This is a genomic window from Pseudarthrobacter arbutini, from assembly GCF_054510915.1.
This window is the reverse complement of sequence record NZ_JBTNDQ010000014.1, coordinates 34,596-55,457: the sequence shown is the minus strand read 5'-3', so window position 1 is coordinate 55,457 and position 20,862 is coordinate 34,596. Positions and strand designations below refer to the sequence as shown.

General features: G+C 65.6%; 22 protein-coding genes. 21 read left to right on the top strand and 1 reads right to left on the bottom strand.

Features of this window, described 5'->3' with window-relative positions; translation table 11 throughout:
• Window positions 1-5 precede the first annotated feature (5 nt).
• The 17 genes from ruvX to ACX80V_RS16080 all read left to right on the top strand — a co-directional run bounded on the left by ruvX (window position 6) and on the right by ACX80V_RS16080 (window position 16,078).
• Window positions 6-617, top strand: a complete 612-nt coding sequence (gene ruvX / locus ACX80V_RS16160) for a Holliday junction resolvase RuvX (protein ID WP_485844002.1) — start codon at window positions 6-8, stop codon at window positions 615-617.
• A complete protein-coding gene (gene mltG, locus ACX80V_RS16155) occupies window positions 601-2,199 on the top strand; it encodes an endolytic transglycosylase MltG (protein WP_485844001.1) in 1,599 nt (532 codons plus the stop codon). Before ruvX ends, mltG begins: the two co-directional genes overlap by 17 nt.
• On the top strand, window positions 2,196-3,056 hold the full coding sequence (locus ACX80V_RS16150) for a shikimate dehydrogenase (protein ID WP_485844000.1): 861 nt from the start codon (window positions 2,196-2,198) through the stop codon (window positions 3,054-3,056). The genes mltG and ACX80V_RS16150 overlap by 4 nt, the downstream gene beginning before the upstream one ends.
• A gap of 26 nt (window positions 3,057-3,082) precedes the next feature.
• Window positions 3,083-4,282 carry a chorismate synthase gene (aroC, locus tag ACX80V_RS16145; RefSeq protein WP_058932358.1) on the top strand — a complete coding sequence of 400 codons (1,200 nt, stop codon included), beginning with the start codon at window positions 3,083-3,085 and terminating at the stop codon, window positions 4,280-4,282.
• Window positions 4,283-4,305: 23 nt separating this feature from the next.
• Window positions 4,306-4,851, top strand: a complete 546-nt coding sequence (locus ACX80V_RS16140) for a shikimate kinase (protein ID WP_485843999.1) — start codon at window positions 4,306-4,308, stop codon at window positions 4,849-4,851.
• Window positions 4,848-5,939 (top strand): 3-dehydroquinate synthase, encoded by a 1,092-nt coding sequence (gene aroB / locus ACX80V_RS16135; protein WP_485843998.1) that lies wholly within the window; start codon window positions 4,848-4,850, stop codon window positions 5,937-5,939. Before ACX80V_RS16140 ends, aroB begins: the two co-directional genes overlap by 4 nt.
• On the top strand, window positions 5,939-6,457 hold the full coding sequence (locus ACX80V_RS16130; protein WP_058932361.1) for a tetratricopeptide repeat protein: 519 nt from the start codon (window positions 5,939-5,941) through the stop codon (window positions 6,455-6,457). Before aroB ends, ACX80V_RS16130 begins: the two co-directional genes overlap by 1 nt.
• Window positions 6,458-6,634: 177 nt before the next feature.
• Window positions 6,635-7,198, top strand: coding sequence for an elongation factor P (gene efp, locus ACX80V_RS16125; RefSeq protein WP_056340266.1), 564 nt, complete (start codon window positions 6,635-6,637; stop codon window positions 7,196-7,198).
• The gene (gene nusB, locus ACX80V_RS16120) at window positions 7,198-7,608 is read left to right on the top strand and encodes a transcription antitermination factor NusB (RefSeq protein ID WP_056340263.1); all 411 of its coding nucleotides are present in this window, start codon (window positions 7,198-7,200) and stop codon (window positions 7,606-7,608) included. The genes efp and nusB overlap by 1 nt, the downstream gene beginning before the upstream one ends.
• A 126-nt stretch (window positions 7,609-7,734) precedes the next feature.
• A complete protein-coding gene (locus ACX80V_RS16115; protein WP_083510505.1) occupies window positions 7,735-8,469 on the top strand; it encodes a GntR family transcriptional regulator in 735 nt (244 codons plus the stop codon).
• Window positions 8,470-8,565: 96 nt separating this feature from the next.
• Window positions 8,566-9,567: a sugar phosphate isomerase/epimerase family protein gene (locus ACX80V_RS16110; protein WP_485843997.1), complete on the top strand. Its 1,002-nt coding sequence runs from the start codon at window positions 8,566-8,568 to the stop codon at window positions 9,565-9,567.
• Between the two features lie 8 nt (window positions 9,568-9,575).
• Window positions 9,576-11,366 (top strand): dihydroxyacetone kinase family protein, encoded by a 1,791-nt coding sequence (locus tag ACX80V_RS16105; protein WP_485843996.1) that lies wholly within the window; start codon window positions 9,576-9,578, stop codon window positions 11,364-11,366.
• The gene (locus ACX80V_RS16100) at window positions 11,363-11,845 is read left to right on the top strand and encodes a ribose-5-phosphate isomerase (RefSeq protein WP_485843995.1); all 483 of its coding nucleotides are present in this window, start codon (window positions 11,363-11,365) and stop codon (window positions 11,843-11,845) included. The genes ACX80V_RS16105 and ACX80V_RS16100 overlap by 4 nt, the downstream gene beginning before the upstream one ends.
• 2 nt (window positions 11,846-11,847) lie before the next feature.
• Complete coding sequence (locus ACX80V_RS16095) at window positions 11,848-12,816, top strand: 3-hydroxyacyl-CoA dehydrogenase family protein (protein ID WP_485843994.1); 969 nt, start codon at window positions 11,848-11,850, stop codon at window positions 12,814-12,816.
• Window positions 12,817-12,827: 11 nt separating this feature from the next.
• Entirely contained in the window at window positions 12,828-13,595 is a 768-nt protein-coding gene (locus ACX80V_RS16090; protein WP_058932366.1) for an SDR family NAD(P)-dependent oxidoreductase, read from the top strand.
• Between the two features lie 155 nt (window positions 13,596-13,750).
• The gene (locus ACX80V_RS16085) at window positions 13,751-15,109 is read left to right on the top strand and encodes an MFS transporter (RefSeq protein WP_485843993.1); all 1,359 of its coding nucleotides are present in this window, start codon (window positions 13,751-13,753) and stop codon (window positions 15,107-15,109) included.
• A 9-nt stretch (window positions 15,110-15,118) separates the two neighbouring features.
• Window positions 15,119-16,078, top strand: a complete 960-nt coding sequence (locus ACX80V_RS16080) for a triose-phosphate isomerase family protein (protein ID WP_485843992.1) — start codon at window positions 15,119-15,121, stop codon at window positions 16,076-16,078.
• On the opposite strand, the gene ACX80V_RS16075 is transcribed toward ACX80V_RS16080, so the two are convergent.
• A complete protein-coding gene (locus tag ACX80V_RS16075) occupies window positions 15,990-17,252 on the bottom strand; it encodes a PrsW family intramembrane metalloprotease (RefSeq protein WP_485843991.1) in 1,263 nt (420 codons plus the stop codon). The genes ACX80V_RS16080 and ACX80V_RS16075 overlap by 89 nt on opposite strands.
• A 100-nt stretch (window positions 17,253-17,352) precedes the next feature.
• On the opposite strand from ACX80V_RS16075, the gene pyrR reads away from it, so the two are divergent.
• From pyrR to ACX80V_RS16055, 4 genes are read left to right on the top strand one after another with little or no spacing between them, the layout of a single operon-like run.
• On the top strand, window positions 17,353-17,940 hold the full coding sequence (gene pyrR / locus ACX80V_RS16070) for a bifunctional pyr operon transcriptional regulator/uracil phosphoribosyltransferase PyrR (RefSeq protein ID WP_056340241.1): 588 nt from the start codon (window positions 17,353-17,355) through the stop codon (window positions 17,938-17,940).
• Window positions 17,937-18,995, top strand: coding sequence for an aspartate carbamoyltransferase catalytic subunit (locus ACX80V_RS16065; RefSeq protein ID WP_485843990.1), 1,059 nt, complete (start codon window positions 17,937-17,939; stop codon window positions 18,993-18,995). Before pyrR ends, ACX80V_RS16065 begins: the two co-directional genes overlap by 4 nt.
• Window positions 18,995-20,341, top strand: coding sequence for a dihydroorotase (locus tag ACX80V_RS16060; protein ID WP_485843989.1), 1,347 nt, complete (start codon window positions 18,995-18,997; stop codon window positions 20,339-20,341). The genes ACX80V_RS16065 and ACX80V_RS16060 overlap by 1 nt, the downstream gene beginning before the upstream one ends.
• Window positions 20,341-20,862, top strand: coding sequence for a PH-like domain-containing protein (locus ACX80V_RS16055; RefSeq protein ID WP_485843988.1), 522 nt, complete (start codon window positions 20,341-20,343; stop codon window positions 20,860-20,862). The genes ACX80V_RS16060 and ACX80V_RS16055 overlap by 1 nt, the downstream gene beginning before the upstream one ends.

Genomic DNA, 20,862 nt, shown 5'->3' with positions numbered 1-20,862 from the left:
AACCCGTGACAGAATCCGCTGGCGCCGCCGTCTACCCCCAGGGCATCAAATTGGGGGTAGACGTCGGCACCGTCCGCGTGGGCGTTGCCCTCTGCGACCGGGACGAAATCCTGGCCACTCCGCACAAGACCCTGGAACGCAACGTCAAGAAGAATTCCGACGTCCGTGTCATCGCGTCCCTCGCTGGGGAACTGGGCGCCGTCCAGGTCTTCGTGGGGCTGCCACGCACTATGAAGGGCGAGGAACACGCCTCTGCCAGGATGGCCACCGACTACGCCGAACTGCTGGTCGCGGAGTTCGTTGCCCGGGGAATGGATGTTCCGGTCAACCTGGTCGACGAGCGCCTGAGCAGTGTCACGGCGCACCGTAACCTGCACGAAGCTGGCATGAGCAGCCGGAACCACCGTAAAGTGGTGGATCAGGTCGCGGCGGCAGGCATCCTCCAGCACGCCATCGACATGCAAAAAGCCAGGGGAACGGACGTTGGCAGCCGCGTGACTGCGCCGCCCCGTACTCGGCCATCCGGAGCAGGTTCGGCAGTCCAGCCCGAGCACGCGGCCCCGGAAGGCACGACCCGATCTCAGAACACGGAAGGCTACAGTGAGCCCGTCCAATAACGACGACGCCTCAGGCGCCACGAGCAACGATGGCGCCAGGCCGCTGACCCGAAAAGAGCTCCGCGCCCTGGAGAAGCACACGGGAAGCAGCGATGTGGTTCCCGAGCAGGCCTACGAAACGGGGCAGGATGCGCCCGCACCAGCCACGGCTCCTGTTCCCGAAGCTGCACCCGCTCCGGCGCCTGCCCCCGTTCCGGTCCAAGCGGCCGTACTGGTTCAGGCGCCTGAACCGGATCCGGAGCCGCAGCCGGCTGTCCCCACAGTCCCGGAAACGCCGCCTTCCATCCAGGACGCCGGTCCGGCCGCAGACCACCAGCCGGACGAAGCCCAGGTTCAGGAATACCACCCCGAAGACCAGCACTTTTATGAAGCGCACGACGCCGGGCTCCACTATCTGGACGAAGAACACCACGATGCAGGCCACCATGATGATCACCATGCCGATGACCACTACCCTGATGATCACCACCCCGACACCGGCCTGTTCGCCGGCGCAGCCGCGGTTTCCGTAGTGGCGAAGCCCTCCAAGAAGGTGCGGCGCCGGCGCCGCCTCCTGGCCCTGTTCCTGACCCTTGTGGTCTTCGTGGCAGCGATCGCCGTGGGTGCGCAGTTCCTGAAGCCCCTGCTTGGAAACGACAAAGCGGCCGACTACCCCGGTCCCGGCACGGGCGAAGTCATTGTTTCGGTCCAGCCCGGTGAAGGTACCCGCTCCGTGGCCACCAAACTGGAGAGCGGGAAAGTAGTGGCCAACGCTGACACTTTCCTGCAGGCTTTTGCTTCTTCCGGCGGGACGCTGTCGCCGGGCGACTACACGTTCAAGATGGAGATGAAGAACTCCGACGCCGTCAGCATCCTGCTTGGCACCGACAAGAGCAAGGTCATCTACTTCGCCTTGAATGCCGGTCTCAGGATCGGAGAGTCGCTGCAGGCCATCTCCCAGGGCTCCGGTGTGTCGTTGCAGCAGCTGAAGGAACTCAGCGACGCTCCCGCGCAGTTCGGCCTTCCAGCCAACGCCAAAAACCTTGAGGGCTTCCTCGCTCCGGGGGAGTACCGCTTCCCGCTCGGCACACCGGCGAAGGAGATCCTCCAGTCTCTGGTCAAGGGAACCACCGACGAACTGGTGGCACAGGGCATCTCCGATCCGGCGAAGCAGTACGAAGCCGTGATTGTGGCGAGCATTGTGCAGGCTGAGGGCGGACAGGCTGAGTACGGTGACGTTGCCGGTGCCATCTACAACCGGCTCAAGCCGAATGACCAGACCTACGGCTACCTGCAGGTGGATTCGGCCGTGACGTACGGGCTGGGCACCAAGAGCTTCAACTTCACCGATGAAGAGCGCCAGGACAAATCCAACCTGTACAACACCTACGCCAACCCGGGCCTGCCGCCGGGCCCCATCGGCTCCCCGGGCAAGACGGCCATCGACGCGGCGGCGAAGCCCAAAACCAACGACTACCTGTACTGGGTAACCATCAACCTGGACACGAAGGAGACAAAGTTCTCCAAGACGCTCGACGAACACAACGTCTACGTCAACCAGTACAACACCTGGTGCCAGGCCAACGTGGGCCGCTGCACATGAGTCTCCGGGCCGCCGTCCTGGGCCATCCGATCAGCCACTCCAAGTCCCCGGCCCTGCACCTGGCGGCCTACGGCAAACTCGGGATGGACATCGGCTACACGGCCCTGGACCTGACCGAGGAGGCTCTGCCCGCCTTTATGGAACAGGTCAGGACGCAGCAGGGCTGGCGTGGACTCTCAGTCACCATGCCCCTGAAATCAGGCATGTTTGCCGAAGTGGACGAAGTCCGCGGCGTGGCACGGACGCTGGGCGTGGTCAACACCGTCGCCTTCGAGGAAGACCTCGGCTCCGTCAGGCGCATCGGCTACAACACCGACGTCGCCGGCATCGTCAACGCTGTCCTTAACGCCGGAGTGGCGGCCAGCCCCGCTGCCGTGGTCCTGGGCGGCGGCGGTACAGCCGCAGCCGCAGTGGCCGCGCTGAAGGATCTGGGCACGCAGCACGCCCAGGTGTTCGTCCGGGATATCTCCCGGGCCGACGAAGCACGCGCCGCCGCGGCCGGAGTAGGCCTTTCCATCGTCGTCCGGCCGCTGACCGAAGCCGCCGTTCCGACCGCAAGTGCCGACGTCGTAATTTCCACGCTCCCGCCGCGCGCAGCGGACGGGCTGGCGGCGGAGATCGCCGCGTTGGGAACCGGAACACCCGGTGTCCTCCTGGACGTGGCCTATGATCCGTGGCCCAGCCAGATTGCGTCGGCGTGGCAGTCCGGCGGCGGTGCGGTGGTGCCCGGGCTCGAAATGTTGTTGTACCAGGCGGTGGAACAGGTACGCCTGTTCACCGGCCGCGGTGACGACGTTAATGCGTCTGTCATAGATGTGATGTGCGACTCAGTCGGCCTTCCCCGACGGGCGTTCTGACCGCCATACGTGGCAGGATGGAAATTATGTTGCGTTGGTTGACTGCCGGTGAATCCCATGGTCCGGCCCTGATGGGAATTATTGAAGGCGTCCCCGCCGGTGTTGAACTCACCAGCGGGCAGATCGCCGATTCATTGGCACGCCGCCGCCTTGGCTACGGCCGGGGCGCCCGGATGAAGTTCGAGCAGGACGTCGTGACCATTCTCGGCGGCGTCCGACATGGCCTGACCCAGGGCGGTCCAGTGGCCGTCCAGGTCGCCAACACCGAATGGCCCAAGTGGGAGCAGATCATGGCTGCCGATCCGGTGGATCCGGAAATCCTGGCCGACCAGGCCCGCAACGCACCGCTGACCCGGCCCCGTCCGGGCCACGCAGACTTCACCGGGATGCAGAAGTACGGGTTCACCGAGGCCCGCCCCGTCCTGGAACGCGCCAGCGCCCGGGAGACCGCCACGCGGGTTGCCATGGGCACCGTGGCGTCCCAGTTCCTCAAGGCGCTCGGCATCGAACTGGTCAGCCATACCGTCTCCATCGCCAGCGTGACCGTGCCCGAGGGCCGTCCGCTGCCCGTTCCGGCCAACGTGATTGCGCTCGACGCCGATCCTTTGCGCTGCTTTGACCGCGAGACCTCCGATGCCATGGTGGCCGAGGTTGACGCTGCCCACAAGGAAGGCGAAACCCTGGGCGGTGTGGTGGAGGTCCTCGCGTACGGACTGCCGCCTGGACTGGGCAGCTATGTCCACTGGGACCGCAGGCTTGATTCGCGCCTCGCCGCCGCCCTGATGGGCATCCAGGCCATCAAGGGCGTGGAAGTCGGCGACGGTTTCCTGACAGCTGCGCGCCGCGGCTCCGCTGCCCACGACGAAATCGTCAAGGACGCGGACGGCAAGATCATCCGGACCAGCAACCGGGCCGGCGGCATTGAAGGCGGCATGAGCATCGGCGACGTCCTGCGCGTGCGAGCGGCCATGAAGCCCATCGCCACGGTGCCCCGCGCCCTTCGCACGGTTGACGTCAGCACGGGGGAGCCTGCCAAGGCGCACCACCAGCGCTCCGACGTCTGTGCCGTGCCGGCTGCCGGCGTGGTGGCCGAGGCGATGGTCGCGCTGGTTCTGGCGGAAGCCGTCACCGAAAAGTTCGGCGGTGACTCCGTGGCGGAGACCGCCCGCAACATCAAGGGTTACCTGGACAACATTCCGGCATCCCTGGACTCGATCGGCCACTAGTGCCTGGGAGCCGTAAGGCCGGTGTGCCTGGCAACCGGCCCATTGTCCTCATCGGACCCATGGCGGTGGGAAAGTCCGCGATCGGCCACGAGCTGGCCAAGCTGCTGGACGTGCCCTTCGTCGATACGGACAACCTGATCGTGGACGCCCATGGCAGCATCGCCTCAATTTTTGCCGGCCGCGGCGAGCACGCGTTCCGGGAGATCGAGGCCCGGACCGTTGCCAGCGCGGTGGAGCATGCAGAAGGGGCGGCCAGCGTGATTTCCTTGGGTGGCGGCGCCGTGCTGGATTCCGGCACGCAACAGCTCCTGGGCCGCTGCACTGTGGTGTACCTCGAATGTGATGAGGAAACCGTGGCCAGCCGCATCGCCCGGAACTCGGCCCGGCCGCTGCTCGCCGGCGATGCCATGGCCCGATGGTCCGCTCTGTTTATTACCAGGAAACCAGTTTACGAACGGCTGGCCGACCTTGTGGTGGATGTCCGCCATGGCTCGGTCAACGAGCTGGGACACCGGCTCGAAGTTGCGCTGCGTGACTACGCGGCCGCCAAACAGGAAGTTGAAAATTGAGCGTCGATTCAACAGTCATCAAGGTCACCGGCGAATCCGCTGGGCAGAATTACGACGTCGTAGTTGGCCGCGGTCTGCTGGGGAACCTTCCGGCGTTGCTGGGGGAGCGGGTCCGGCGTGTGCTGGTCATCCACCCCCGTGCGTTGCGGCTCACCGGTGACACGGTCCGCGATGAGCTGGCTGCAGCGGGTTTCACCTCGCTGACCGCGGAAATCCCGGACGCCGAAGAAGGCAAACACATCCAGGTCGCCGCTTTCTGTTGGCAGGTCCTGGGCCAGAACGATTTCACGCGCTCGGACGCCATCGTGGCAGTGGGCGGCGGGGCCGTCACCGACCTGGCCGGTTTTGTGGCGGCTACCTGGCTCCGCGGCGTGAAGGTCATCCACATGCCCACCAGCCTGCTGGGCATGGTGGATGCTTCCGTGGGTGGCAAGACCGGCATCAACACGGCTGAGGGCAAGAACCTGGTGGGCTCCTTCCACCCCCCGGCCGGAGTGCTGGTGGACCTGGACACCCTTAACACGTTGCCCAGGAACGAAATCATTTCCGGCATGGCTGAAGTCATCAAGTGCGGCTTCATCGCCGATCCGGCCATCCTTGACCTGGTGGAAAAGGACCCGGCGGCGGCCACCGACCCCGGATCGGACGCCCTGCGCGAACTCATCGAACGCGCCATCGCGGTCAAGGCCAAAGTGGTCTCGGAAGACCTCAAGGAATCCGGGCTGCGCGAAATCCTGAACTACGGCCACACCCTGGGCCACGCCATTGAACTCGTGGAGCGTTACTCCTGGCGCCACGGTGCGGCAGTATCGGTGGGCATGATGTTCGCCGCTGAACTTGCCCGCAGCGTTGGCCGGCTCAGCGACGCCGACGCCGACCGCCACCGCAGCATCCTGGAAACACTGGGACTCCCGGTCACGTACCGGCGGGACCGCTGGCAGGGGCTGCTGGACGGCATGCGGCGGGACAAGAAATCACGCGGGGACCTCCTGCGCTTTGTGGTCCTGGACGGCATCGCCAAGCCGGGCATCCTGGATGTCCCGGACACGTCCCTGCTCTTCGCGGCCTACCAGGAAATCGCCTCCTGATGCAGGGCGACGTGGCGGGCACCAGCGACTGGCCCGAGGCTGGCTTCCCCGGAATCCGGATCAACCCGGTCTCCCTGCTGCCGGAGATCGTCAACGAGGACGCCTGCCGCGCGGCCCTGGCGGCGTCCACGGACCCGTCAGACCAGATCTTCGTCCTGATCGTGGAAGGGCACGCTGCGGAGGCGGCCGAACTCCTCGCGGAGGCCCGCTTCAAGGACCCTGAGTCCTTCCGGCTTCGCACGTTCGAGGCCGAGGTGCTGCGTGTCTCCCACCGCACCGACCGCGCCCTTGATTTGTTCAGGCAGTTACTCGCGGAGTTCCAGGGGACCGACCGTGAAGCCCTGGTCCTGCAATACCTGGGCAAGACCCAGTACGCCGCCGGACACACGTCCGCCGCGGTGGAAGCCTTTGCCCGGGCGCTGGATCTGAGGGTTGCGCAATCGGCTGATGCCGCACTGATCTACTCGTCCACCGTGGCGCTTCAGCGGGCCCGCGACGTCCTGGATCTCGCCTGCTGACACGCCTGTCACGTTCTGGGGTGGGTGGCCGGAAGGCCCGGACGCAAGCCGCCCGCGTTTTACCGGTAGAATGGTTCTTGGATTTTTGATAAACACGCGCTGGCGGGCCGTTCGGCTTGCCTGGCCGGCATAGAACGTCTGACAACTGACCAGACAGATAGAAACCAGAGGATACCAGTGGCAACCACTAACGACATCAAGAACGGAACGGTCCTGAAGCTCGAGGGCCAGCTCTGGAACATCATTGAATTCCAGCACGTCAAGCCCGGCAAAGGTGGCGCGTTTGTGCGGACCAAGATGCGGAACGTGATGTCCGGCAAAGTTGTAGACAAGACGTTCAACGCCGGCCTTAAGATCGAGACCGCCACGGTTGACCGCCGGGACTACCAGTACCTGTACCAGGACGGCGCCGACTTCGTGTTTATGGACACCTCGGACTTCGACCAGCTCACCGTCTCCGGCGCCACTGTTGGTGACGCCACCAACTTCATGCTGGAGAACCAGATGGTGAACATCGCCATCCACGAAGGCAACCCGCTCTACATCGAGCTTCCGCCCAGCGTTGTCCTCGAGATCACCTACACCGAGCCTGGCCTGCAGGGCGACCGCTCCTCGGCCGGCACCAAGCCGGCAACGCTGGAAACCGGCTACGAGATCCAGGTTCCGTTGTTCGTCGAGAACAACACCAAGGTCAAGGTCGATACTCGCGACGGCAGCTACCTCGGCCGGGTCAGCGAGTAGTGAGCGCACGCGGTAAGGCCCGTAACAGGGCACTGGATGTCCTCTTCGAGGCCGAGCAGCGCTCGGTTTCCGCCTTCGATGTACTCAGGTCCCGGCGCGAACTGACAGACCAGATCGTGAACCCGTACACCTTGGAAATCGTGGAAGGCGTCGTCTCACAGCAGACCGCCATCGACGAATTCCTTGAGACCTATTCCCAGGGCTGGACCCTGGAACGTATGCCTTCGGTGGACCGCATCATCCTGCGGATCGGCACCTGGGAATTGCTGTACAACGACGATGTTCCCGACGGTGTCGCGGTCAGTGAGGCAGTGGCACTGTCCAAGACGCTCTCAACGGATGAATCGCCGTCGTTCATTAACGGCCTCCTCGGCCGGCTGCAGCAGCTGAAGCCATCCCTCTTGGCCTGAGCTGTTACGGCGCGGGCCAAGAGCCCACGCACGGCGTCGTGACGAGCCCCGGCCAGGTCCACCTGGCTGGGGCTCTTTGCGTCCCAGGAAACGATCGCTGACCGACGCTTCCTATAGGATCTGACTATGCAAAACGCGTCCACAGGCCCCCGCGCCGGCAGCAGCACAGATGACCGGACCGGCCCCCGCAGGACCGGCCGCGCGGTCAGCCGCGAGGTGCTGGCGGACCACGTTTACGCGGAGCTCCTGGCCTCCCTTATGGATGGCAGACTGGCGCCCGGCGCCGTGGTCAGCATTGACGGGACTGCCCGCGAGCTGGACGTTTCTCCCACTCCGGTCCGCGAGGCCCTTGCACGGCTTGAGCACACCGGAATGGTCCGGAGGGTGGCGCTGAAAGGCTACCGCGTGGCTCCCGTTTTTACGCAGGAGGATTTTGCGGAGCTGATGGAGGCGCGGTTGGCAATCGAGCCCGTCAACGCCCGGCTGGCCTGTGAACGCATCAACCAGCATGGCCTGGCCGAGCTCGGGAAGGCCGTCGAGGACCTGAAATCCGCACCTCGGGGACCTTCGTTTGCCGAGTTCAAGGACTACCTCGAGGCGGACGAGCGGTTCCACCAGCTGATTGCGCGGCAAACCGGGAACCAGTTTATGGAGGCCGCATACTCAGCCCTCGGGGGACAGGTCCAACGGTTCCGGCTCTTCGGCGGCGTGGGCATTACGGATGCCGAGCACGCCATCGCGGAACACGAGGCAGTCCTGGCTGCCGTTACCACCGGCGATCCCGATAAAGCAGCCGCAGCCATGGCGGACCACATCCGCAAGGTCCGTTCCCGGGCCATTGCGGACGCCCCGGAAAGCTGATCCCGGCCCGGGCGGGCCACTCAGGGATGTGATCTTGACAACTCTTTTTGGATAGTAGATCCTATAGGAAAGAGGATTACGAAGGAGTAAAGCACCGTGGCTTACACAGCTGAGAATTGGCCCATCACCGCAGCACTGCTGCAGTTTCCGGGAACTGATGCCAAGGGCACGCAGATCAACGACGCCGACGCGTCCAGTTGGGCGGAAGTCCTGACCGAGGTCAAGGAAGCCGGCTTCGCCAACGCTGACCTGACTGACAGCTGGGTCCGTCCCGGCGATCTGAGCAAAGAGCGGCTCGCCGAGTTCAAGCAGACCGCAGAGAATGTGGGCATCGGGATCCCGGTTATTTCCGCCATCCGCCGCAGCGTGATCCACCAGACGGACTGGGACGACAACCTCGACTACAGTCACCGGACCATCGACGCCGCCGCCGAGCTCGGCTGCGAAGTCGTCTCCTTCGGACTGCACCAAGCCATTACCCCGGAGCAGCAGAAGCAGCTGTGGTTCTGGACCGTTGAGGGCTACAAGGACCCGGTGGGGGACCAGGAAGTGTGGGGCAAGGCAGTCTCCCGCATCCGTGAGCTGGGCAAGCACGCAGCAGACGCCGGCGTCCTGCTCTCCCTGGAGATGTACGAGGATACCTACCTCGGCACGGCGGACTCCTCGGTACAGCTGGTGCAGGATATCGGCCTGGCCAATGTTGGGCTCAACCCGGACCTCGGCAACCTGATCCGGCTGCACCGGCCCATCGAGGACTGGCGCGAAATGGTAGCCAAGACCATGCCGTTCTCGAACTACTGGCACATGAAGAACTACATCCGGGACGAGGACGTGGCGCGGGACAGTTACATCACTATGCCCGCCCCGATGGAGAGCGGCCTCATCAACTACCGCGAAGCCTTCAAGGTTGCACTCGCCGCCGGCTACCAGGGCATCATCTGCGCCGAGCACTACGGCGGGGACGGCCTGAGCGTTACTGCACGCAACCAGGAGTACCTCCGCCGCCATGTCCTGCCGAAGCGGGACGGCTACGCCCTGGGCCAGAGCCAGGTGTCACAGGGGCGGCAACAGCCCGCCGCGGAACTGGCAGGAGTCTAGGAAGAGCCATGACGCAGATCTTTGACAATCCCGCTGATTTCGCGGATGAGGCGCTGGACGGCTTTGTCGCTGCCAACCGCGCATACGTTGCCCGTATGGACGGCGGTGTGGTCCGCTCGACTGAGGTGCCCGCCGGCCAGGTTGCACTCGTCGTCGGCGGCGGCTCCGGCCACTACCCGGCCTTCGCTGGTCTGGTTGGGCCGGGGCTGGCAACAGCCTCCGCCTGCGGCAACATGTTCGCTTCACCGGCCGCCGGGCAGATTTACCGCGTGGCCAAAGAGGCAAATGCCGGCGGGGGAGTGCTGCTGAGCTACGGCAACTACGCGGGCGACGTCCTTCACTTCGGCCAGGCGCAGCTGCGCCTGAACGCCGAAGGCATCGAGACCCGCACGGTCACCGTCACGGACGACATCGCCAGTGCACCACTGGACCAGATCGGAAAGCGCCGCGGCATCGCCGGCGACCTCACGGTGTTCAAGATTGCCGGCGCCGCCGCCGAGGCGGGCCTGAGCCTGGACGAGGTGGAACGGCTTGCCATCAAGGCCAATGACCGCACGCGTTCCCTGGGCGTGGCCTTCGACGGCTGCACCCTGCCCGGCGCCGCCGAACCGCTCTTCCACGTGCCCGCAGGCCAGATGTCCCTGGGCCTGGGCATCCACGGGGAACCGGGCATCTCGGAACATCCCATGCCCACGGCGTCCGAACTCGCCGAACTGCTGGTCTCGCGCCTCCTCGCGGACACCCCGGATCACCGCGGAAGCCGCGTGGTGGCCATCGTCAACGGCCTCGGTACCGTCAAGTACGACGAACTTTTCCTCCTGTTCGGCAAGATCGAGAAACTCCTCGTCAACGCCGGACTGACCGTGGTGGAACCGGAATGCGGCGAGTTGGTCACGAGCCTGGACATGTCCGGGTTATCCCTCACGCTGCTCTGGCTGGATGAGGAACTCGAACACTACTGGGCCGCGCCAGCAGACTCACCGGCCTACCGCAAGGGCAACCTGGCTCCGCGTGCCCGCCGCCAGCTGACCGGACCGGAAGACGCCGTGGCCGGCGAAGTGGAAGAAACGACGGCGGCAGCAGCGGACCTGGGCCGGCTGGCAGCCGCCGTGCTGGCCCAAGTGCGGGACGTCGTCGTCGAACACGAAGAGGAACTGGGCAACCTAGACGCCATTGCCGGCGACGGCGACCACGGCATCGGCATGCGCCGCGGCGTGGAGGCCGCAGCCGACGCCGGGGCACAGGCCGCAGCGTCCGGCGCGTCGGTGGGACGCGTGCTTGAAGCAGCCGGTGAAGCCTGGAGCGAACGGGCCGGCGGCACCTCAGGCGCACTGTGGGGATCTGCGGTCATCGCGTCCGGACTTGCCCTGGGCAGCCGGGAAACCTACGCCAATGAGGACGCGATTGCCGCCGTGACCGCATTCGTGGGCGCCATTACTGAACTCGGCAAGGCCGAGCCGGGCGACAAGACCATGGTGGATGCGCTCCTGCCTTTCCGGGAGGCGTTCCTCGGGGAGTTCGACGGCGGCACCACACTGGCCCAGGCCCTCACCGTTGCCGCCTCCGCTGCCAGGGCGGCGGCTGCGAAAACGGCGGAACTGCGCCCGCTCAAGGGCCGCGCCCGTCCGCTGGCCGAAAAGAGCCTCGGGCACCCCGACCCCGGCGCGGTCTCCTTTGGACTGATCGCCGAACGGATTGCCGCATACATCCACTCTGGCCTGGCGGAGCCAAACTTCACGGAGCCAGGGCTGGTCCATTCTGAACTGGCTTACGCGGCCGGAAAAGGAGCAACAGCATGAACACGCACGCAGGTTGGCGCATCGTCATCGGCAACGATGAGGCCGGAGTCGAGTACAAGGAAGCACTGAAGGCGCTGCTCACGGCAGACAGCCGCGTTGCCGCCGTGCTGGACATCGGGGTTGGGGCCAACGATTCCACCGCCTACCCGCACGTTGCGGTCAGTGCCGCCCGCAAGGTGGCGGAAGGCGAGGCGGACCGCGCACTCCTCATCTGCGGAACGGGACTGGGCGTGGCCATCGCGGCCAACAAGGTACCCGGAATCCGGGCCGTGACGGCCCACGACAGCTATTCCGTGGAGCGCTCCGTCCTCAGCAACAACGCCCAGGTCCTCACGCTGGGCCAGCGGGTCATCGGCCTGGAGCTCGCCAAGAAGCTCGTGGGCGAGTGGCTCGAGTACCGCTTTGATGAAAGTTCAGCGTCCGCCGGCAAGGTAGACGCCATCTGCTCTTATGAGCCCGAATACACGAAGGCAGTCTGATCATGACCACAACACCCAACAGCGCACGCAAGATCGCCGTCGTCGGATCGGGCTACATGGGTGGCGGTATTGCCCAGGTCCTGGCACTGGGCGGAGCCCGGGTTGCCCTGGCCGATGTCTCCGCCGAGGTGGCGCAGAACAACTATGAGCGGCTGCTGGCCGAATCGGACCAGTTCGTCGCCGACGGCTTGTTCCCCGAGGGTTCAACCGCCATCCTCAAGCAGAATCTGTGGGCCGCCAAGGACATCGAGGAAGCCGTGGCGGATGCCGACTTCATCGAAGAAGCCGTGCCCGAAGTCATCGCCATCAAGCACCAGACGCTGGCGCGGATCAGCGCCGCTGCCCGGCCGGACGCCGTCATCGGTTCCAACACGTCAACCATCTCCATCGCGGAGCTGTCCGAGCCGGTCGCCAACCCGGAGCGGTTCCTGGGCGTGCACTTCTCGAACCCGTCCCCGTTCATCCCTGGCGTGGAAATCATCCCGCATGCCGGCACGTCGGCCGCCACCATCGGTGCCGTCCGGGAGCTGGTCCATGCCGCCAACAAGCAGACCGCGGTGGTCAAGGACGTCACCGGATTCGTCCTGAACCGCCTGCAGTACGCCCTCTTCCACGAGGCCGCGCAGCTCGTGGAGCAGGGAATCGCTACCGCCGAGGACGTGGACACCCTGGTCCGCACCACCTTCGGCTTCCGCCTGCCGTTCTTCGGTCCGTTCGCCATCGCAGACATGGCCGGCCTGGACGTCTACAACTTCTGCTACAAGTCCCTGCAGAGCGAATTCCCGGAACGTTTCGCCACGCCCAGGATCCTGAGTGACCTGGTGGAGGCAGGCAAACTCGGTACCAAGACCGGCGCGGGCTTCCTCAACGTCCCGGCCGAACGCACCCCGGAACTCATCGCCTACCGCAACAGGGCCTACGTGGCCATGCAGAAGCTCATCGACGAGCTCGGCCCGGCCCCCATCAACTAAGGAGCATTTCCATGGCCACTTTCCCCGCTGAACGCACCGCCATCATCACCGGCGCCGTCTCCGAACGCGGTATCGGCCGCGCCACGGCCGGCTACCTTGCCGCCCAGGGCTGGAACATCGGCATCATCGACCTGGACGACGCCCAGTCCCAGGCCACCGCCAAGGAAATCGCCGCGCAGTACGGCGTGAAGGCCCACGGCGTCGGCGCCAACATCGGCGACGAAGCATCCGTCCGCGCAGCCATCGACTCGATCGAAGCAGAGCTGCCGCAGGTCGTCGCGCTGGCCAACGTGGCCGGCGTCAGCTCACCTGTTCCGTATCTTGAACTGGACGCCGCTGAATGGGACCGCGTTATGAGCATCAACCTCAACGGTGTCCATTACGCCACCCGCCGCGTCGCCGAATCCATGGCGAAGAACCGGATCGGACGCATCGTGAACATCTCTTCCGTCTCCGCGCAACGCGGCGGCGGCACCTTCTCCAAGACGCCTTACTCCGCGGCCAAGGCAGGGGTCATCGGCCTGACCCGCGCCACCGCCCGCGAGCTGGGGGAGTACGACATCACGGTCAACGCCATTTCCCCCGGCCCCGTCGACACGGACATCATGGGCGGCACCCTGAGCCAGGAACGCAAAGACGAACTCACCAAGGACCTCGTGGTCAACCGCGTCGGTTCCACCCGCGACATCGCAGCAGCCATCGCCTTCCTCATCAGTGAGGACGCCGGATACATTTCCGGCCAGACGCTGAACGTGGATGGCGGACTCTACATGCACTAGGAAGGACCACATGGGCTCCTGGACCAAGGAACGCCGAATCTACCTGGCCGTGGGCGTGTTCGCCTGCCTGGTCGGCGCAATACTCATCGCCTTCTCGCTCTAATCGCTCCACCTTCCACTGATTTGCTCACCTGCTTACTCAACGAGGAGTTTGAATGACTGTCACCACTGGAACAACTGCCACCAAGGAGTTACTGGATTCACCGGTCCTCAAATCGGCGATCTCCAAAGCCTCCTTCCGGCTGATGCCGATGCTCGTCATCCTGTACGTCGTGGCGTTCCTTGACCGCACCAACGTGGGCTTCGCCGAGGCAGCACTGGAAGTGGACAGGGGCATCACCGCCGGCGCATATGCCCTGGGCGCCGGCATCTTCTTCATCGGCTACGCATTGTTCGAGATCCCCTCCAACCTGCTGCTGACCAAGTTCGGTGCCAAGATGTGGCTGGCCCGCATCGCCATTACGTGGGGCATCGTCTCCGCCTGCTTCGCTTTCGTCCAGGGCGAGACGTCTTTCATCATCCTGCGCTTCCTGCTCGGTGTGACCGAGGCCGGCCTGTTCCCGGGCGTCATCATGTTCCTGGCGGCCTGGTTCCCCAACAAGGTCCGCGTCAAGATGTTCGCCATCTTCTACCTGGCCCAGCCGTTCTCCCAGATGATGGGCGCCCCGCTGTCGGGGTGGCTCATCAACATCGGCGACCAGGTTCCCGGCGTTGCCGGCTGGCAGGTCATGTTCTTCGTTGAAGGCATGCTGGCGGTACTCGCCGGTATTGCGGCGTACTTCTTCCTCATCAATTCCCCGCAGGACGCGAAATTCCTGGACAAGGACGAGAAAAAGGCGCTTCTGGACGTTATGGCCCTCGAGGACGGGGTCAAGGAAAAGGACGGCCCCCGCGGTGTCCTCGCCGCCATGAAGAACCGCAAGGTCTGGTACTTCACCGCCATCTATTTCTGTCTCCAGATTGCCGTCTACGGCGTGACGTTCTACCTGCCGCAGCAGGTGGCACAGCTCACCGGGCAGAAGGTGGGCATCGAAGTGGGCCTGCTGGCGGCCATCCCATGGTTCTTCGGCATCTTCGCGTGCTACTTCATCGGCAAGGCGGCCAACACCATCGTCCGCCGCCGCGTTTGGGGCACGGGCCTGTTCATCTCCACCGGCCTGTGCATCTTCGGCTCCGCCTGGGCGGGCTCCAGCCACCTGCCGGCGCTGGGCATCATCTTCATCACCCTGGCGGTGTGCAGCTTCCTCTCGATCGGTCCCATCGCATGGTCCTACCCGACGGCGTTCCTCACCGGAACGGCGGCCGCTGCGGGCATCGGCCTGATCAACTCGCTGGGTAACCTGGGCGGATTCGTGGCCCCCATCCTGCGGACCACGGTCAACCAGGTCACCGCATCGGACACCGGCACCATGGGCGTGTACGCCCTGGGTGTCCTTCCGTTCGTGGCGGCGATCATGATGTACGCCACCAAGAGGTTCCGCAACAAGGCCGACGATCTGCTCGACAACAAGTGACCGGACACCATGACTGAATGCAGGAGCGCTGACCAAAGCGGCACCCCGGAGATCCTCTACATCGGCGTCAGCACGAAGATGTACATGGGATACCGGGACTGCCTGGACTGGCTCGCCCGCATACAGCATGAAGTGGACTCCCGTCCGGCCCTTGCGGCCGGGCGGGTGGTCCCGTTTGTGATCCCTTCCTTCCCGGTCCTTCCGGCCGCCAGTGGCGTCATCTCAGGATCACCGCTTCTGCTGGGGGCCCAGAACTGCGGCTGGGCGGACGGCCCGTGGACAGGTGAGGTGTCGCCGTCGCTTCTGGCCGAGCTTGGGGTAAGTCTCGTGGAGATCGGCCATGCCGAACGGCGGCGGCACTTCGGCGAGGACAACACCGTGATCGCCCGGAAAGTCAGGGCAGCCGACGACGCCGGCATCACCCCGCTGCTGTGCGTGGGCGAGGAAACACGCAATGAAAAAAGCGGGACCGGAGCCAGCGGAGCGGCTGCATTTGTCCATCAGCAGATCGACGAGGCGGTCGGCGGTGACTGGGCCCTGGCATCCCGCCTCATGATCGCCTACGAACCGGTCTGGGCCATTGGCGCAACGGAGCCCGCCGACGCAGGCTACGTCGCCGCCGTCGTGCGGTCACTCCGGACGCTGCTGGCCGCCCATTCGCACGAGGCAGGCAGCGCACTGGGGGAGCTGCCGGTCATCTATGGCGGGTCGGCCAAGCCAGGGCTGCTGCCCGCGCTCGACGGCGTCTCCGGGCTTTTCCTGGGCCGTTTCGCCCACGATGCGGCGAACTTCGGCAAAGTCCTCGATGAGGCACTGTCAATGACGGCTTTGCCGGAAGCTCTCCGGGGAACCTGGCCGGAGGAACCGAACAGCGCCCACGTCAGCCCGCGACGGCGGCGCGCAGGGACAGAATCCGCTGCAGCTGCTGCTGCTCCTCCATCTGGTGAAGCCGGACGTCGCGGCCGCTGAGGATGCGCTGCCGGATGAAGGCGAGCTGGGTGGCAGCGTGGAGGAACGCCTTCATCTGCGGGCGGCGGTGGTAGCCGGCCGCCCACTGCAGGGCGGTCCGCCGGCCGCGCGGGGTGGCCAGCAGTTCCACCTCGGCGGGGCTGAACCAGCCAGCCGCGGAGTATTCCATCAGCCGTTGGCGGGTGAGCCGGTTTTCAGCGACGCGGAGGAGGATGATGCCCACAACGGCCAGCACAAAGATGGGCACCTGGATCAGGATGTATTCCGCCAGGAACCCCGCGCCCATGCTGTTCCACCGGTTATGCAGCAGCATCGCCGGGATCAGTCCGATGACAAAGGCCAGCACCGAGGCTCCGGAGTGCCAGCGGCGGGCGGCGAAACCCATGATGAGGCCGGTGGTTCCCGTGAAGATGGCATGGGCGAAGGGTGACATCACGCCGCGGAGGAGGAAGATCTGGGCCAGATCCGTTCCCGGGTTGGCGGATTCAGCGATGGCCCGGCCAAAGTAGAGGATGTTTTCGGTGAACGCGAAGCCGCCGGCGATGGTGAAGGCGAAGACTATGCCGTCCACCGGACCGTCGAAGTGTTTGCGCGCCAGCAGCAGGATCAGCAGCAGGCCCAGGGACTTCGCGAACTCCTCCACTACGGGCGCCTGGACGGTGGCCATAAACGTCTGGAAGTCAGCCACCTCGCTGAACTGGAAGGTCAGGGCAAAGAACGGCTGGATGAGCAGCGTGACCGCGATGGACACCGCCGCGCCCCAGGTGAAGGCGAAGACCAGGAGCCGTTTGGGTTCCGGTTCCCACCGGTCGATCAGATAGACCGCAAGGAGCACCGCGGACAGCGGGATCAGTGACAGCACAAACCCTGCCAGGAACCCGCCCACGCCGGTGTTGGCCACCAAGAACGGCACCACCAGGAACAGGCTCAGGAAGACAAGCGCGGCACCTCCCACCGTGAGTGCCAGGAGGCCTGCGGGCCGCCGGGCAGCCAGGGTTGCCTGCGGAGGCCCCAGCGGCGGCAGCTGAGCCGCGTTGGTCCCGGGCGCCGGGCGGTAGTACTCCGGTTCCACCCGGCCCATCCAGCTGGGGTTGGCCTGCGTAGGGAAAGGATCCGGCGGGCCGGCCGGCCCGCCGGCCTGCCCGGAACCCGGCTGATGAGGGTGCATGGACATACTGGAAGCCTATGACGCCCCTGCCGATGTGGTAATTTTGAAACGCAAATGATCCTTTTTTAATTCCGTCCCGTGAGGCGGGGAAAGGGGAGACGAGAGTTTGACTTCTGTCACAAACGCACCGGTTCCAGCCAGGGTTGTCCTCAACCAGGCGGACATTGACCGTGCACTCACTCGAATCGCCCATGAGATCCTTGAGGCCAACAAAGGGTCAAAGGACCTGGTCCTGCTGGGCATCCCGCGCCGCGGCTACCCGCTGGCCGTCCGCCTCGCACACAAGATTGCGGCCGCGGACCCCACCGTGGACGCCACCGCCATTGTCGGGCAGCTGGACGTCACCATGTTCCGCGATGACCTTTCCCACCAGCCCACCAGGCCGCCGTACCCCACACAGCTCCCGCGCACGGGAATCGATAACAAGGTTGTGGTGCTCATCGATGATGTCCTTTACTCCGGCCGCACCATCCGTGCCGCCCTTGACGCCATCATCGACCTCGGCCGTCCGCGGATCGTCCGGCTCGCTGTGCTGATCGACCGCGGCCACCGTGAGCTGCCCATCCGGGCCGACCACGTGGGCAAGAACCTGCCCACCTCGTCCGCCGAGAAGGTCCGGGTCCGCCTTGAGGAAACCGACACGGCCGCCGACGGTTCCGTAGTCAACGAAGTGGTTATCGAGGGCGGCGCGTGAAACACCTCCTCTCCACTGAAGACCTCAGCCTGGCCAACGCCATCCGCATCCTCGACACCGCCGAGGAAATGGCTGCCGTCGGGGACCGCGAAGTCAAGAAGCTCCCGGCCCTCCGCGGCCGCACCGTGGTGAACCTCTTCTTCGAAGACTCAACCCGCACGCGGATCTCCTTCGAAGCGGCCGCCAAGAGGCTGTCGGCCGATGTCATCAACTTCGCCGCGAAGGGCTCCTCCGTCTCCAAGGGCGAATCCCTCAAGGACACGGCCCAGACGCTGGCAGCCATGGGTGCGGACGCCGTCGTGATCCGCCACTGGGCCTCGGGCGCGCCGCACCGGCTCGCCGCGACGGACTGGATCGACGCCGCCGTCATCAACGCCGGTGACGGCACCCACGAACACCCCACGCAGGCCCTCCTGGATGCCTTCACCATGCGCCGGCACTGGTCCAAGCTGGCTGGCTCCGCCTCGACCGGGGCGGACCTCAAAGGCATGCGCGTAGCCATCGCCGGGGACGTCCTGCACTCCCGCGTGGCCCGTTCCAACGTCTGGCTGCTCCGCACGCTCGGCGCCGAAGTCACCCTCGTGGCGCCACCCACCCTGCTGCCCATCGGCGTCGAACACTGGCCGTGCAAGGTCAGCTACAACATGGACGACACCCTGGCGCAGGGTGTGGACGCTGTGATGATGCTGCGCGTGCAGGGCGAGCGGATGAACGCCTCGTTCTTCCCCTCCACCCGCGAGTACTCGCGCCGCTGGGGCTTCGATGACAACCGGCTCCGGGCCCTGGACAGCCTGGGACTGAAGGACACCATCATCATGCATCCCGGTCCCATGAACCGTGGCCTGGAGATTTCTTCCGCCGCCGCCGATTCGCCCCGTTCCACCGTGCTTGCACAGGTGCGCAACGGCGTCTCGGTCCGGATGGCCACCCTTTATCTGCTGCTCTCCGGGGATACGCGCGAACCAGCCGCCACGGTGGGCGAAGCCCGCACCAACACAGCCCGCACCAATGCAGCGCGTTCAAACGCCGCCCATTCCACCAAGGAGAGCAACTGATGGCAGAGAACAACGGAACCTACCTGATCCGCGGTGCGTCGATCCTGGGCGCCGGTGCCGAGGACCTGCTCATCAGTGACGGCGTCATCGCCGCCCGGGGCGCAGCTGCTGCCGCCCACCAAGACGCGCACGGCGCCACCGTTATCGAGGCTGCCGGCCTGGTGGCACTGCCTGGCATGGTGGACGTGCACACGCACCTGCGCGAACCCGGCCGCGAAGATGCCGAAACCGTTGAAACCGGCACCCGCGCCGCCGCCTTGGGCGGCTTCACCGCGGTCCACGCCATGGCCAACAGCAACCCGGTGGCGGACACGGCCGGTGTGGTGGAACAGGTCCACAGCCTGGGCCGCGCGGCCGGGTGGGTGGATGTCCGTCCTGTCGGCGCCGTGACCGTCGGCCTGGCCGGCGAGCAGCTCGCCGAACTCGGCGCCATGGCCGATTCCCGCGCCCAGGTCCGTATGTTCTCCGACGACGGCCTCTGCGTCCACGATCCCGTGCTGATGCGCCGCGCCCTGGAGTACGTCAAAGCGTTCGACGGCGTGGTGGCCCAGCACGCGCAGGAACCCCGCCTTACCGCCGGGGCCCAGATGAACGAGGGCGCCGTCTCCGCCGTCCTGGGACTCACCGGCTGGCCGGCGGTGGCCGAGGAGAGCATCATCGCCCGAGACGTCCTGCTGGCGCAGCACGTGAACTCCCGCCTGCACGTCTGCCACGTCTCCACCGCCGGCTCCGTGGAGATCATCCGCTGGGCCAAGGAACGCGGCATCAACGTCACCGCCGAAGTCACCCCGCACCACCTCCTGCTCACCGATGACCTGGTCCGCAGCTACAACCCTGTCTACAAGGTCAACCCGCCGCTGCGGACGGATGCAGATGTGCAGGCACTGCGCGCCGGCCTGGCTGACGGCACCATCGACGTGGTGGGCACCGACCACGCCCCGCACCCGAGCGAACACAAGGAATGCGAGTGGGCGCAGGCCGCGATGGGCATGACCGGGCTGGAAACCGCGCTGTCCGTGGTCCAGCACACCATGATCGAAACCGGCCTCATGACCTGGGCCGATTTCGCCCGCGTGACCTCCACCGCGGCGGCGCAGATCGGCCGAGTGGCGGACCAGGGCCGTCCGCTGGAAACCGGCGAACCCGCCAACATCATCCTGGTGGACCCGGCGGCACGCTGGACCGTTGACCCTGCCAAGATGGCAACCATGGGCCGCAACTCCCCGTTCGCCGGCCTGGAGCTGCCGGGCAAGGTGGTGTCCACCTTCTACAAGGGCCACCCCACTGTCCTGGACGGCAAGCTCAACACGCCGTACCGCGAACCGGCTGCGGCAGGCGCCTCCTGATGGACACCAAACTACTCACCGGCCTCATCACGGCCGCGCTCATCGCCGTCGTCCTGCTGATGATCTGGGCAGGCTGGCGTAACCGCCTCAGGCGGCAGGCCGACGTCGGCCGGTTGCCCGACGTGCCAGAGGCGCCCGGGGTGCCGCTCGTCGGGGCCGACGGCCAGTACGTTGCGTCCACCACCGCCGGAGACTGGCTGGACCGCATTGCGGTACACAGGCTTGGCATCCGGACCAACGCCGTTCTCAGCGTGTACCCGCACGGCGTCCTCTTCGACAGAACCGGTGCCCCGGCGCTCTATATCCCGGCCGGCAGCCTCACCGCCGTCCGGCAGGAAAGCGGCATGGCCGGCAAGTTCGTTGAAAAGGACGGGCTCCTGGTCCTCACCTGGGACCTCGGGAGCCACGAACTCGACACGGGCTTCCGGACCCGCCGGGCCGCCGACAAGGACGCCCTCTATGACTCCCTTCAGCAATTGATCGCCGCCGCCCCCCAGGCAGATCCTCAGAGTGGAAAGTAA

Coding starts and splice junctions, on each gene's coding strand:
- ACX80V_RS16150 (WP_485844000.1), top strand. CDS start 2,196: ATGAGTCTCCGGGCCGCCGTCCTGGGCCATCCGATCAGCCACTCCAAG.
- aroC (WP_058932358.1), top strand. CDS start 3,083: ATGTTGCGTTGGTTGACTGCCGGTGAATCCCATGGTCCGGCCCTGATG.
- ACX80V_RS16130 (WP_058932361.1), top strand. CDS start 5,939: ATGCAGGGCGACGTGGCGGGCACCAGCGACTGGCCCGAGGCTGGCTTC.
- ACX80V_RS16115 (WP_083510505.1), top strand. CDS start 7,735: ATGCAAAACGCGTCCACAGGCCCCCGCGCCGGCAGCAGCACAGATGAC.
- ACX80V_RS16105 (WP_485843996.1), top strand. CDS start 9,576: ATGACGCAGATCTTTGACAATCCCGCTGATTTCGCGGATGAGGCGCTG.
- ACX80V_RS16100 (WP_485843995.1), top strand. CDS start 11,363: ATGAACACGCACGCAGGTTGGCGCATCGTCATCGGCAACGATGAGGCC.
- ACX80V_RS16095 (WP_485843994.1), top strand. CDS start 11,848: ATGACCACAACACCCAACAGCGCACGCAAGATCGCCGTCGTCGGATCG.
- ACX80V_RS16090 (WP_058932366.1), top strand. CDS start 12,828: ATGGCCACTTTCCCCGCTGAACGCACCGCCATCATCACCGGCGCCGTC.
- ACX80V_RS16085 (WP_485843993.1), top strand. CDS start 13,751: ATGACTGTCACCACTGGAACAACTGCCACCAAGGAGTTACTGGATTCA.
- ACX80V_RS16080 (WP_485843992.1), top strand. CDS start 15,119: ATGACTGAATGCAGGAGCGCTGACCAAAGCGGCACCCCGGAGATCCTC.
- ACX80V_RS16075 (WP_485843991.1), bottom strand. CDS start 17,252: ATGTCCATGCACCCTCATCAGCCGGGTTCCGGGCAGGCCGGCGGGCCG.
- ACX80V_RS16060 (WP_485843989.1), top strand. CDS start 18,995: ATGGCAGAGAACAACGGAACCTACCTGATCCGCGGTGCGTCGATCCTG.
- ACX80V_RS16055 (WP_485843988.1), top strand. CDS start 20,341: ATGGACACCAAACTACTCACCGGCCTCATCACGGCCGCGCTCATCGCC.